The organism is Streptomyces sp. NBC_00631 (genome assembly GCF_045206895.1).
In the GTDB taxonomy this organism is placed as follows: Bacteria; Actinomycetota; Actinomycetes; order Streptomycetales; family Streptomycetaceae; genus Streptomyces.
Genome location: NZ_CP107734.1, coordinates 273,502 through 285,493, shown reverse-complemented (window position 1 = coordinate 285,493; position 11,992 = coordinate 273,502). Strand labels below are relative to the sequence as shown.

13 protein-coding genes and 2 pseudogenes are annotated in these 11,992 nt (G+C 68.8%); 4 read left to right on the top strand and 11 right to left on the bottom strand.

Annotated features, from left to right (window positions below):
• Window positions 1–87 precede the first annotated feature (87 nt).
• The 7 genes from OHB00_RS01540 to OHB00_RS01510 all read right to left on the bottom strand — a co-directional run bounded on the left by OHB00_RS01540 (window position 88) and on the right by OHB00_RS01510 (window position 6,518).
• Window positions 88–384 carry a hypothetical protein gene (locus tag OHB00_RS01540; protein ID WP_406430431.1) on the bottom strand — a complete coding sequence of 99 codons (297 nt, stop codon included), beginning with the start codon at window positions 382–384 and terminating at the stop codon, window positions 88–90.
• The gene (locus OHB00_RS01535) at window positions 381–578 is read right to left on the bottom strand and encodes a toxin-antitoxin system HicB family antitoxin (protein ID WP_406430429.1); all 198 of its coding nucleotides are present in this window, start codon (window positions 576–578) and stop codon (window positions 381–383) included. Before OHB00_RS01535 ends, OHB00_RS01540 begins: the two co-directional genes overlap by 4 nt.
• A gap of 213 nt (window positions 579–791) precedes the next feature.
• Complete coding sequence (locus tag OHB00_RS01530; RefSeq protein WP_406430427.1) at window positions 792–2,042, bottom strand: MFS transporter; 1,251 nt, start codon at window positions 2,040–2,042, stop codon at window positions 792–794.
• A 226-nt stretch (window positions 2,043–2,268) separates the two neighbouring features.
• Entirely contained in the window at window positions 2,269–2,688 is a 420-nt protein-coding gene (locus tag OHB00_RS01525) for a nucleoside hydrolase (RefSeq protein ID WP_406430425.1), read from the bottom strand.
• Between the two features lie 386 nt (window positions 2,689–3,074).
• Window positions 3,075–5,858, bottom strand: a complete 2,784-nt coding sequence (locus OHB00_RS01520) for a trypsin-like peptidase domain-containing protein (protein ID WP_406430423.1) — start codon at window positions 5,856–5,858, stop codon at window positions 3,075–3,077.
• Between the two features lie 7 nt (window positions 5,859–5,865).
• Entirely contained in the window at window positions 5,866–6,207 is a 342-nt protein-coding gene (locus OHB00_RS01515; protein ID WP_406430421.1) for a CU044_2847 family protein, read from the bottom strand.
• Window positions 6,208–6,332: 125 nt separating this feature from the next.
• On the bottom strand, window positions 6,333–6,518 hold the full coding sequence (locus OHB00_RS01510; protein WP_406430419.1) for a hypothetical protein: 186 nt from the start codon (window positions 6,516–6,518) through the stop codon (window positions 6,333–6,335).
• 90 nt (window positions 6,519–6,608) lie between these two features.
• Here OHB00_RS01510 and OHB00_RS01505 point away from each other — a divergent pair.
• Window positions 6,609–7,438, top strand: a pseudogene (locus OHB00_RS01505) (IS5 family transposase).
• Between the two features lie 36 nt (window positions 7,439–7,474).
• Here OHB00_RS01505 and OHB00_RS01500 read toward each other — a convergent pair.
• Both OHB00_RS01500 and OHB00_RS01495 read right to left on the bottom strand, forming a co-directional pair.
• Window positions 7,475–7,714, bottom strand: a complete 240-nt coding sequence (locus OHB00_RS01500; protein WP_406430107.1) for a hypothetical protein — start codon at window positions 7,712–7,714, stop codon at window positions 7,475–7,477.
• The gene (locus OHB00_RS01495) at window positions 7,711–8,853 is read right to left on the bottom strand and encodes an IS4 family transposase (RefSeq protein ID WP_406430417.1); all 1,143 of its coding nucleotides are present in this window, start codon (window positions 8,851–8,853) and stop codon (window positions 7,711–7,713) included. The genes OHB00_RS01500 and OHB00_RS01495 overlap by 4 nt, the downstream gene beginning before the upstream one ends.
• Window positions 8,854–8,960: 107 nt before the next feature.
• Here OHB00_RS01495 and OHB00_RS01490 point away from each other — a divergent pair.
• Window positions 8,961–9,778 (top strand): IS5 family transposase gene (locus OHB00_RS01490; RefSeq protein WP_406430415.1). Its coding sequence is split into 2 segments (ribosomal slippage): window positions 8,961–9,309 and window positions 9,309–9,778, totalling 819 coding nucleotides; the frame shifts between segments, so codons are not numbered across the junction.
• Window positions 9,779–9,856: 78 nt separating this feature from the next.
• On the opposite strand, the gene OHB00_RS01485 is transcribed toward OHB00_RS01490, so the two are convergent.
• Window positions 9,857–10,432, bottom strand: coding sequence for a nitroreductase family protein (locus tag OHB00_RS01485; RefSeq protein ID WP_406430413.1), 576 nt, complete (start codon window positions 10,430–10,432; stop codon window positions 9,857–9,859).
• 140 nt (window positions 10,433–10,572) lie between these two features.
• A complete protein-coding gene (locus OHB00_RS01480) occupies window positions 10,573–11,223 on the bottom strand; it encodes a GNAT family N-acetyltransferase (protein ID WP_406430411.1) in 651 nt (216 codons plus the stop codon).
• Window positions 11,224–11,350: 127 nt separating this feature from the next.
• On the opposite strand from OHB00_RS01480, the gene OHB00_RS01475 reads away from it, so the two are divergent.
• Both OHB00_RS01475 and OHB00_RS01470 read left to right on the top strand, forming a co-directional pair.
• Window positions 11,351–11,614, top strand: coding sequence for a phosphopantetheine-binding protein (locus OHB00_RS01475; RefSeq protein WP_406430409.1), 264 nt, complete (start codon window positions 11,351–11,353; stop codon window positions 11,612–11,614).
• Window positions 11,611–11,937 (top strand): annotated as a pseudogene (locus tag OHB00_RS01470) (acyl-CoA dehydrogenase family protein); the annotation flags it as partial. The gene OHB00_RS01475 and the pseudogene OHB00_RS01470, both read left to right, overlap by 4 nt.
• Window positions 11,938–11,992 lie beyond the last annotated feature (55 nt).

The window sequence follows — 11,992 nt, the reverse complement described above, 5'->3', positions numbered from 1 at the left end:
AGCCGGCCAGCGAGAACCTACGGTCCGTCCCCTGCTCACCATGGTCGGCTCGGAGCGGGCGAAGCCCGCGAGGCCGCCTTCGTCGGGCTAGAGGTCCTGGACGGCGCGCAGGGCCTGGTCCACCCGGGCCATGGCCTCAGCGCCGACGGGGCCCAGAAGCTTCGCCCCCTCGAACCGGTTGACCCTGAGCTGCACGATGTTCACCGCGACCGCGGTGCACGGGAGCGGATCCCTGATCACCACCGACATGGCTGTGTCCGGGAACCGCCCGCTTTCGTGCAGCACGATCACGAGGACGGCGCCGTATGTCTCTTCCAGGCCGGTCAGGCTGATGATCAGGACGTTCCGGCCGTCGGGGAGTGCCCAGATCTCACCACGGTTCACAGAGTGTCGCCCTCGCCCGCCAGGTCGTCGCCGAGACCGAGCGCGGCCAGCTGGCGGGCAGCGTCGAGGGTGGCGGCGCGGCGGGCGGCGCGCACCACGTACGCGTTCACGCTCATGCCGGCTTCCATGGCGGCCGCCTTGATCGAGGGTGCGAGTTCTTCGGGGATGCGCAGGGTCATGGTGGTGACAGACATGGTTGCAGCCTAGCCACCGATTCGTGGTGGCGGTAGTCGGTGGCATGCTGTGGGACAGCCGGGGCGCTGTCTACGCAGGCGCGCCGAGGCCGGACCCGAACGGTGACCGACCTGATGGCCCACAGACTCACTGGCGAAGCCGCTTCGAACTGGCGCAGCCCCTGGCCCGGCGACCAAACACACCAGCCGCCGGACCGAGCGCTCAGTCAATGCTCAGTGGATGTTCTGCGGATGTTCGGAGTGCTCCTGGACCACCGGACGCGGCACGGGTGCGGTGTCGATGATCCAGATGTTGCGCTGTCGGTCGGCCAGGAATGCCGAGAGTGCGAGGAGGAGTGCTCCCGCTGCGACGATGAGAGCGACCAGGAGTGCGCCGTCGACGCCGTGGGTGTCTGCGAGGCTGCCGGAGAGGGCCTGTCCGGCGGCTGTGCCGAGGGGGCCGCCGGCGCACAGGATGGTCATGGCGACTGCTGCCCGTTCGGCGGGGGCGAGGCGTTCGGTCAGTGCGTACAGGCTGATCATGTAGGGGGCAACGGTGAAGCTCGCGACCGCGACCGCTGCGGGGAGGGACACCAGTTGTGCGCCGATGAAGAGGATCAGCATGCCGGCGAAGAGGATCGCGGCGAACGAGACGTAGCGGCCGCGCAGCGAGAACTTCTGTGGGAGCCAGGCGCAGGCGGCGCCTGCAAGGGCGCTGCCGATGCCGAACTCGGCGTAGACGAGTCCGGAGGCACCGGGCTTGTCGATCGTGTTGGCGTAGACGGTGACGGCTGTCTGGACCGCGCCGAAGATCGCCCCCATGGCGACCATGGCGAGGAACATGACGGCCAGGGGGCGGCGGGGCAGGTACGGCCTCTCCTGCCGGCCGGACGGCTGGTGGTGCGTGGTGCGGTGGGCGTAGATAAGGGCAAAGGGGAGGGTGCTTGCTGCGAGCAGAGTCATCGTCGCGACCGCGGGCGCGAGGGGGCTGACGGAGGCGAGCAGCCCGACGAACGCGGGGCCGGCGACGAAGCTCAGTTCGTCGGCGGACGCCTCGTAGGACAAGGCCGGGGACAGCAGGTGGTGTTCGTTGCGGGATTGCACCAGTCGTGACCAGCGCACCCGTACGAGGGGGCCGACCTGCGGCTGGGTCAGGCCCACCAGGGCGGCCGCGGCGAGCATGCTGGCCCGGCTGCCGTGGCTGGCGGCCAGCAGGGCCGCCCAGGCTGCGAAGTTGGCGATCGCAGCGGCTACTCCGACGGTCCGGTGGCCGTGACGGTCGGTGAGGGCTCCGACCAGGGGGCCGCCTATGGCGATGGCGATGCTCTGGGCCGCGCTGGCGAGTCCAGCGAAGGCGTAGCTGTGGGTCGCTGCCTGGAGCAGGATGAGTGTGGAAAGGGCTGAGGTCGCGTACGGCAGGCGGGCCAGGAATCCCAGAGGGAAGAATCCGACGCCTGCAACACGCAGCAGGGAGCGGTAGGACACGATGTCTCCGTCGGGCACGTCAAGGGGACGCGCCACCCAGCCACCAACGCGTCGACGAGCCCGATTCTGATCGTCAACGTAGCGGAGGCGGCTGAGGGCTGTACAGATCCCTTGAGGAAAGCGGCTGGGACGATGTGCTCGGCAACGGGTGCGGGGGCGCTGTCAGGCCGCCCTCCCTGGAAGACCGGCTCGGTGTACGGGATGGCCGTGGATCATGAATGGCTGCTCAGCTTGTCGAGCAGGAGGTCGCGCAGAGCGTCGATGTCCGCGCGAGTGCCACGTCGATCTCGCGTCCGACCCGTGCATTGTCGTATCCGGAGCGGAGGGTTGCGCCGCGTGCCGGCGTGGAGTCGCACACCACATCGACTGCCAGTCGCTGGCACTTCAGTGTGCCGGGCCAGATCGCCTCGGCGACGGCTACCGCGTCATGCAGGACAAGGCCGTCCACTCCGAGTTCCCGCTGGTAATGGGCACGGTACGGGGCGCAGACGGAGACCAGGGAAGCCCCGGCGGGGCCGGAAGCGGCGAGCGTCTTGAGCCAGTCGTCACTCACCCAGGCCCGGTGGGTCAGGTCGACGGGAACCAGCGTCGTCGGCACGTCGGATTCGACCAAGACGCGTCGGGCTGCCTCGGGGTCGCTCCACACATTGAGTGGTGTGCATCCTGAAGTTGCAGGTCATGGGGCTGGTGTGCGCGGGCTTCGGAATACTCGGGCTGGTCGGCGGCCGGTGTCCACGGTGAAGATCGTCTGACCGGGCGGTCGGGGCGGTTTCTGGGGTTCTGCTGCGTCCGTCGCGAGGGTCCGCCTACGATCCGTCGCCATGCGGATAGCACCATCGGATCGCGAGGAGGGAGCGGGGGTGTCCGAGCTGGAGCGGATCACGGCTCGCCGAAGGATCGATCACTACCCCGCGTGACGCCGGCACCGGGACGCACCGACGGCGGCCGGGACCGGCTGAGCGTCATGGGGAGCCCCGAGGGTGTTCCGGTGACGTCCGCCACCGGAACACCCTCTTGCGGTCGGTTGCCTCCTTAGCGCAGATCTTCGTCCGTCTCCCCCGGATAGACGGCAGTGACGGGCATCAACTCGTAGTGCGTGACCGATTCCTGCGCCAAGAGGCGGTCGACCGTCAGCTGGTACGGTTCCAGACCGTCCCGTTCGGCAGGCGTCAGGGGCTGTGAATCGGCTACGGCGAGGGCGGCCACCAGAACCTTCGCCGCTTTTGCCGCTTCCGCCTGCCGGCCGGCTCCGCTCAGCAGCAGACCGTAGTTGTTGTAGGCCAAGGCGACCAGCCCCGCGTGTCTCTGCCATCCGTGCTCGTCCTCGCGGGCCAGACCGAGGGCGACCCCGGCAGCCTCCTCGTACGCGCGCAACGCGGAACCCGGTTTCCCGGCTGTGGCCGATACGGTGCCCAGACGCGTCAAGGCGTGGACGAGCTGTGGCCGGTGGGCCGGGTCGCGTCGCGCCAGGGTCCTGCGCACCTTGGCCGCTCGCCGGGCGACCCGCAGGGCCGGGCGGCGCCAGCCGAGCACCACCAGCCGGTAGCCGAGAACGTCGAGGCAGTCGGCATGGACGGACCCGTACGTGTCGGGATCGGCTCGGGCGAGCTTCGCTGCGAAGACCACGGCTGTGCGGGCGTGCCACCAAGCATGGTCCGGCTCACCGCGGGCCTCATAAAGGTCTCCGATGTCACGCACCGCCTGGAGCATCTGCGCGGCCGTCTCCCTGCCCTTCGGGGACCAGATCCGAGAGGAGAAAGAGCGTTCGCCGCGCAGCTCCAGCGCCCCGAGGATTTCCTGGAGCACCTCCGAGTTCCGCATCGTGCGCGCCACCCTCTGGTGGAGGGGCAGCAGCACATCGACATAGTCGGCGTTCTTCAGTACCTCCTGGAACACGTCCCATCCGGCGGTTTCCGGACGCAGTACACCGGCGGCGGGCGGGAGGAAGTCCAGGGGACGGTTGCGAATCAGGGTGCCTATTGTCTCCATCAGCCAGTTGGCCGACTCGTGGGAGCCCCGACCGTGCAGGGCGACACGGGTGCGGTCGAGGACCGTCATGGCCTGCTCGGCCTGTTCGAATGTGCAGTCGGCGAGTACGGAGGTCAGCAGGCTGACGGACGCCTCGGCGCTTCCGGCGTCGTCGAGTACCTGGGACAGCAGCAGCTCGGCGATCCGGTCGGGTTGCAGGGGTGCCCAGTACAGGCCGGGGCGTGGGTAGAGCCGGTGCAGCAGTTCGGCGGCACTCGCCAGGGCATTCTCCGGCAGCGTCTCCAGACGGCGGAGGGCCGCCTCGGCCTGCTGGGCGGAGACGGCGGAGAACAACGCGGGCAGCAGAAGGACGCGCCTGACCGACGCGTCTTGCGTGGGCAGGGGCGGCTGGTGCTCCTGCGCCCGCGCCACGTCGGTCCAGTACCGCTGCTCACGGCTGAGCACGCGCCCCAGCGGATCCCCCGCCCCGACGCGGACTCTGTCACGGCGCGCCAGTACCTCGTCCAGGGCCAGTGCGTGAAGGCTCAGTACGTCGTCGGGGTCGTCGGGGCCGTCGGCTCCTGGCCCGGCCGGAGGAGTCGGGGCGGGCCCGCCGATGATGGCGGCGTGGAACGCCTGCCACGCGGCGGACAGCACCGGGCCGGGTCCGGTGCGCTCGCCGAGCGGGGACAGGCGGACCGGGTCGCGGTCCACGACGTCCCCGTCTTTCAGGCTGGTCCACCACGGGCCGTCCGACCGGGCGAGCAGCACAACGCGCACCCTGCCGGGCTCTTCCTGCTCCAGGGCGGTCAGCAGCGACGTATTGAGGTCGTTGCGCGTTTCGGCGTAGTCGACCACCACCATCACCCGGTACCCGGCGTCCACCGCCTCCGCTATCCGTGGACCGGTCTCGTGCGAGTCGCCCGGCAGAAAACCAGCAATCCAGCCCTGCTCGCGGAGCACCTGGCACAGCCGCATCGCGAGGCGGGTCTTGCCCGAGCCGCCCGGCGCGGTGACCAGACGCATGCCCTTGCCGTCCGGCCGCAGGCACCAGTCGAGGAGGTGGTCCAGTTCGGTCCGGGCGATGAAGGGCACCACCTCGTTGCGGGTCTGCAGCCACCAGGACGGTGGCCGGTCCCGCCGGGAAGCCGCGACGCGCGCCGGGTGCCGGTCCGCGCCGAACAACCGGGCATGCAACTCGGCTCTGCGCGAGGCCAGATCGAACCAGGCGGTGCCCGGCCGGTGCCGGTCCCCTCCCGCAGCGGCTGCCGCATGCTCGGTGATGACGTGGGCCGGGACGATCCAGCCTCCTTGAACCTCCCGGCGTTCGCGCGACGCCTTGACCATGCCGCACACCCTGCCGGTCGTGGTGTCCAGCACCAGAGCGCCGCTGAGGCCCGCCTCGACCCGGTCGTCCTTGACCCGCAGCAGGGAGCCGGCCGGGCCAACGACGGTCATCGACAGCGAGTCCCGCTGGACGTCCGGGTCGGCGGTGAATCGGCTGAACCCGCGGGCCAGAACGACCGTGGCGGCCTGCGGCGGCTCCTCGGCGAGCCACACCCCTCGCCGGTTCAGTCGCTTGTGCAGACGTATCAGGGCGATGTCCGGGCTGTCGTAGTACCCGTCGCCGCCGCGCCGGGGCGGGTGGCGGGCGATCACGGTGCCGGTGCGGTCAGCGGAGCCGGGCGTCCGAACCAGCACCTCGTCCGCGGCATCCTCGACGACGTGGGCGCAGGTGACGACCCGTTTCGGGGAGAGGACGAATCCGCTGCCCTTGAACTCTCCGTTGACGTGTATCGCCACGGCGTGCCTGTCCGCGAGTTCGATCAGACGGCGGTCCAGCTCCATGGCGGGCTCAGTTTCCCGTCCGGGAGCCGCCCTCGGTGGCCCGGTCCCAGCCCATCCGGACAGTGACGCTGGCCTCGCCGCCGGTCTCAGCGATGACCGCGACCAGCTTTCCCGTCTTCACCGCCAACTTGACCCCGAATTCGACGTCGATCCGGTCGGGCGGTTCGGGCAGCGACTCGCGGACGCTCTCCAGTGCCCACCGGCCGACCTCGCTCAGCGCCTGGCGGGCCTGCGACAGCCGCAGGCGTCCGCTGTCGGCGACATCGGAACCCCCTGCCGACAAGACCTCGGCCAGCACGACCTCACCGCTGTCCAGCTCGACCTCGACCAGATGGCTCCGCCCGCTCACCGCAGCCCCCGCTCTTCCTCAGCCCATTGGAATGGCGGCATGAGTATATCCCTGCGGTCGCTACGGCATCCGAGGGCAACACACCTGCTGAAGGCGCGAGTTGGTGAGCACACCCCAAGTGCATCTCACAGCTCCGTCATCCCCTCGGGCACTGACGGCGGTTCGATCAGCGGCAGGCCGCGCTGCAGAAAGGCCAGCCAGAAACACAGGTAGGGGTCGGCGATGCGGTAGCGCTTCTTCTTGCGGTCGGATGTGGCCGACAGCGGGAGGTCGGCGGCCGGCAGCCGTTTGCCCAGCAGCGTGTTCCGCACCGGAGTCAGCACCCCGGAAGGCAGTGCGCCGGCGCCGTCGGCCTAGGCCGTGTCTTCAAAAGATCTTGAGTGGTGGATCATGGTCGGGTGATACGTCGCCATGAACTGTCCGATGCCGAGTGGGAGTTCGTCGGACCGCTGCTGCCGGTGTCACGGCATGGCCGGAAGCGGCTGGACGACCGCAAGGTGCTCAACGGGATCGTGTGGAAGTTTCGCACCGGGACTGCCTGGCGGGACGTACCGGAGCGGTACGGCCCGTGGGCCACGTTGCACACCCGCTTTCGGCGGTGGGCGCTGGACGGCACCTTCGAGCGCATGCTCCGGGCCGCCCAGGCGCACGCCGACGCGGCTGGGGACATCGACTGGCTGGTGTCGGTCGACTCCACCATCGTCCGCGCCCACCAGCACGCCGCCGGGGCCCGAAAAGGGGGGCCCGCAGCCCCGGCCTCGGACGCTCCCGAGGTGGCCTGACCAGCAAAATCCACCTGGCTTGCGACAGTGTCGGCCGCCCGCTCGCCTTCACCCTCACGGGCGGCAACACCAACGACTGCACCCAGTTCACCGCCGTGATGGAGGCGATACGAGTGCCCCGCATCGGCCCAGGACGGCCCCGCACACGGCCCGCCCACGTGCTGGGCGACAAGGGCTACAGCTCCCGGGCCATCCGCACCTGGCTGCGCCGGCACGGCATCGGCCACACCATCCCCGAGCGGGCCGACCAGGTCCGCAACCGGGGCCGCCGCGGCAGCCGAGGCGGGCGCCCACCGGCCTTCGACAAACAGCTCTACAAGCGTCGCAACGTGGTGGAACGCTGCTTCAATCGCCTGAAGCAGTGGCGCGGCATCGCGACCCGCTACGACAAGACCGCCGAGTCCTACCAGGCAGCCGTCACCCTCGCATCGCTCCTGATGTGGGCGTGACATTTGAAGACAACTCCTAGGCCCAATGCCGTTGCTTTACGGGTTGGTGGGTTGGGGTCGTTTGATGCTGTCTGCTCGGGTGCCGGTGCGGGTGGGCTGGGGCCAGGTGTGGTGTTGGGCCCGTTTGAGCCGGTAGTTGGACATCTTGCGTTTGACGACGCGGGGCTGGCTGCGCAGGCGTCTGTGCGGCAGGAGTCGTTCCAGCAGGTCGTGCTGGAGCAGGACGAGCGCTCGCACCAGCAGGTCAGGGGAAAAACTGCCCGGCGTGACGGTCACGCTGCGCCGGGCAGAGCGCAAGGTCTCGGTGAAGGAGACTGGTCGGGATCGAGCCCCCGGGTGGCGGCGGTTCTCACCATAAGCTCGCGCAGAGCGTGGTGGACCAGCAGGTGTGCCCAGATCTGCTGGAGGACACCGTCGGGTGTTTTGCTGCTGATCACCACGCGGGCTCCGCGTTGATGGGTCTTGAGCTCGGCGAAAACGGCTTCCGCCTCCCAGCGCTCCTGGTAGAGCGCGGCCAGCTGACGGGCGGGATGGCGGCGGGCATCGAGCAGGCTGGTCACCAGCCGGTAGTCCTCGCCTGCGCGGCCGGTGCCGTTCAGCCGGTAGGCCAGCACCCGCACCGTGACCGGGTCGCTGTGCGCTGGATCGGTGTGAGCGTGGATGCGGGAGAGCCAGGATCCGTCCCGCAGGATCCGGTCAACGGGCAGGACCCGGTTGACCGGCACCCTACCCAACAGGTCGGCGCCAGCAGCGGTGAAGGCCCGCCACAACGGCACGCCGAGGAACTCACGGTCGGCCAGGACGAGTTGTCCCGGCCCGCAGGAGCGGGGCAGGCGGCCCACCAGGGTGACTTCCCCGGTGCGGCAGCCGGCCAGCTCGGCGTCCAGCACCAGGTGCGTGCCCACTTCAGTCAAGCAGGCCATCCGCACCTGGGGAAAAGAGCTTTTGTCGTGGCCGCGGCTGTTTCCGGGGCGGCCGAAGGCAGCCTCGTTAGCCGGGCTGTCGGCAACGTCCCAGCAGGTCCCGTCCACTGCCAGCAGCCGCAGCCCCCGCCAGAACGCCCCCGGAGTACTCTCGGTGCCCATCGGTTTTGCGGTCGTGGTGAACAGGACCCGCAGCGGCTCCGGACCCAGCCGCTGACGGGCTCTAAACAGCGACGATTTCGCCGGAACGGGCCAGTCGCCCAGCAGGCCCTGGCCCCGCAGGCCCTCGACCAGATGCCGCATCACCTCCAGATACGGCGCCGGCGAGAACAGGGCCAGCCCGAGCACGAAGTACACCATCAGCCGGGCCGGCAGCAGGCGTCTGCGCTGCTCCGCACGACCGCACGCGGCAACTGCACGATCCACCAGACCGGACGGATACACCCAGGTCAGCAGCCCCAGACCTGATAACTCGCCGACATCCGCAGACACCCGAACCACCCCCGGGAACACTGCACAGCAGCGTACGCCCACGAGCTAACGCAACGGCATTGGTCTTAGACCGTGTCCTATGTGGTGAGGCGGTCGTTGGTCTGTTCATGGGGCGGGGTGCGTGGAGTTGGATTGTTCCGGACGGGCTGTGGGAGATCGCGGAGCCGCTGATCCCTCCGTCGAGGGTTCGGCCGCAGGGCGGTGGGACGCAGGACACGCCTGATGAGACGTTGTTCGCGGCGATCATCTACGTGCTGGTCAGTGGCTGCGCCTGGCGGGCTCTGCCGCCCTGCTTCGGTATTTCGAAGTCGACCGCCCACCGCCGTTTCCTGATCTGGTCCAGAGCAGGTGTCTGGGGCCGCCTGCACGAGGCCGTCCTGCACCGGTTGGACGACGCCGGTCTCATCGACGTCACCCGCGTCGTCCTCGACACCGCCCACATCAGGGCGAAAAAAGGGGCGAACACACAGGGCCAAGCCCCGTGGACCGGGGCAAGCCGGGTTCCAAGATGCACGTTCTGTCGGACGCGAACGGCCTGCCCCTCCTCGTCGGTGTCTCAGCCGGCAACACCCACGACAGCGAAGGGCTGAAGCCCAGGATCGAGGGTCACCAAACGAGACACGACCCTCACCGCGGCCGGTACTTCAAGCCCCAGCGCCTACATGCCGACAAAGCCTATGACCGCCCAGACCTGCGAAAATGGTTACGCGGCAAGCGCATTGGAGTCCGGATCGCACGCAAAGGCATCGAGTCCAGCGAACGATTGGGCCGTCGCAGATGGGTGATCGAGCGCACGATGTCGTGGCTGTCCGGCTACCGCCGACTCAGCCCCCGCTACGAGCGCAATCCCCGCAACTACCTGGCCTTCCTCGGCCTGGCCGCCGCCCTCTGCTGCTACAAACGACTCCTCCGCCTCACCACATAGGACACGGTCTTAGGGTCGCGTTTGCCTGTCCCGTGAAGGTACCCCCTTCCGCCCTATGACAGAACCACTGGCATCGCGTCATGAGCCCAAGGCGGCCGCCCCGGACACCGGTTTCCGGCAGGCCTCGAACCGGGCGACGCGGTCGGTTACGTCCTCAAGCGCCCGGCGGGCCGGCCGGGCGGAACCTAACGAGGTGCCGATGTCGAGTGAGCCAAGCAGCCGCTCGTGTGGTGCCAGACCCAGCAGTCGTGCCGCAGCCGTACTCTGCGCGAGCCTTCCGGTGCGCCAGATGCTGCCGTAACCGCGGCTGTGCAGCAGCAGCATCAGTGCGTGCGCCATGCAGCTGGCCGCGGCTAGCTGCTCCCATTCGGGGATCCGGTGGCCCTGCCGGGGGGAGAAGACGAGCGCTGCGACCAGGGGGGCACGCAACAGCTTGGCCTTGACCCGCTCTGCGGGCAGGTCGTCGGTCTCGGCGGCCAGGCAAGAACCGAGCACCTCACGGTCGCCGTCCCTCAGCAGTACCCATCGCCACGGCCGTAGCTTGCCGTGATCGGGGGAGGTGACCGCGCCTTGGAGCAGGTAGGTGAACTCCGCATCGCCCGGGGCGGGTTCCGCAAGGTGTTGCTCGCTGCGGCGTGTGAGCAGGGTCGTCATCACATCCATGTGTGCGTCTTCTCCAGCTTCTGCAGTCGCTTGACGTCTAGCTTCGAGCAGGCGGCACCGCGCGGGGTCCCGCCCTGCGGGGGTTAGGAGCCGCCGCGCCCTGGTGACAGCCCCGGTCACCCACTGCGGGTTCAGGAGGTTGCGGACCTCGACCCGCTCCGCTCTTTGATTTTTTCCAGCCGGGACTTGAGACGCGCCCGGCACTCAGGCCATTCCTGCGCCACGATGGAGAACATCGCCGAGTCGCGCAGCCGACCGTCCTCACCCGGTGCCCAGGAGCGCGACCAACTGCGCAGGACGCCCTCGAAGCGGGCCCCGACGGCCTCGATCGCGGCACGTGACCTGCTGTTGCGCGCGTCCGTCTTCAGATCGACGCGGGACACGTTCCAGTTCTCGAAGGCGTGCCGGAAAAGCAGCATTTTGGCCTCGGTGTTGATGCCCGTGCCCTGAGCTGAGCCCGCGAGCCAAGTGAAGCCGACCTCCACCGCGGACAGCTGGTCCTCTGCGAACCACATCCGCGGATCCCAGAAGGCGGTGGCTCCGACGACCTGCCCCGTCCGCACCGACACTTGCGCATAGGGAGCAAGGCGTCCCGCCGCCGCCCGCTCAAGTTGTGCGTCGATGTAGGGCTCGGCCTCCGAGGCGGTGGGCACCCACGTGAAGGTGTATGAGTCTCTGTTCTCCTCCGCAGCCGCGGCGAGGCCCGCCGTGTGATGCCGGCCGAGCGGCTCCAGTCGTACCACAGAGCCTTCCAGCAATGGCCCTTCGAGTCGAAATCCCATCAACTGCTCCTCAGAAACGCTGAGTTATTCGTGTGCTGGTCATGATTTGATCACAGAGAGGAGCTCGACCGGAGCTCCGCCCGGAGTTTCGATCAAGGCCATTCGCACCGACCGGCCTCCTACCGAGGTGGCGATCGGTTCCGCGCCGACGGAAATCCTGTTGAGAAAGCAGTTGCCCCATATCACGGAGAGCACGGCCATCGGGCCCGATGATCCGCTCGCGGGATTCGGCCTCGATTCGCTTGGCATGGTGCAACTGGTCGTACAACTGGAAGAGATCTGCTCCATCGAATTCTCCGACCACGTACTGGTCCCCGAGACGTTCGCCACCATCGGGTCGATTGTGGGGGTGCTCGACACCCTCCTAGCGACCACGGACGTAGCGTCATGAGCGCGCGGCACATCGATGTAACGGAAGCCGTGACCCGGACAGCGGACGAAGTAGCGGCAGCCCACGCCGACGCCGTCGACAGAGAGGCCCGGTTCCCCAGCGAGACCTTCGACGCGTTGCGGCGTGAACGACTACTGTCGGCGCTCGTTCCCACAGGCTTCGGCGGACTCGGTGTCGGTCTGGCGGAGATCGCCCGAGCGACGACGGCGCTGGGACGGCGATGCGGCTCCAGCGCGCTGATCTTCGCGATGCACCACAGCCAGGTCATGTCGCTGGTAGACGTGGCCGAGGACGAGTTCGTCGGGCGGACACTCGCCGACATAGCCGCCGGCGACTTACTGGTCGGCTCCGCCACCACCGAGGCCGCCGTCGGTGGCG

What these genes read in the sequence shown, in the direction of transcription:
- OHB00_RS01535 (WP_406430429.1), bottom strand. Translation starts at nt 578, where the DNA reads ATGTCTGTCACCACCATGACCCTGCGCATCCCCGAAGAACTCGCACCC.
- OHB00_RS01520 (WP_406430423.1), bottom strand. Translation starts at nt 5,858, where the DNA reads ATGGAGCTGGACCGCCGTCTGATCGAACTCGCGGACAGGCACGCCGTG.
- OHB00_RS01480 (WP_406430411.1), bottom strand. Translation starts at nt 11,223, where the DNA reads ATGGGATTTCGACTCGAAGGGCCATTGCTGGAAGGCTCTGTGGTACGA.
- OHB00_RS01485 (WP_406430413.1), bottom strand. Translation starts at nt 10,432, where the DNA reads ATGACGACCCTGCTCACACGCCGCAGCGAGCAACACCTTGCGGAACCC.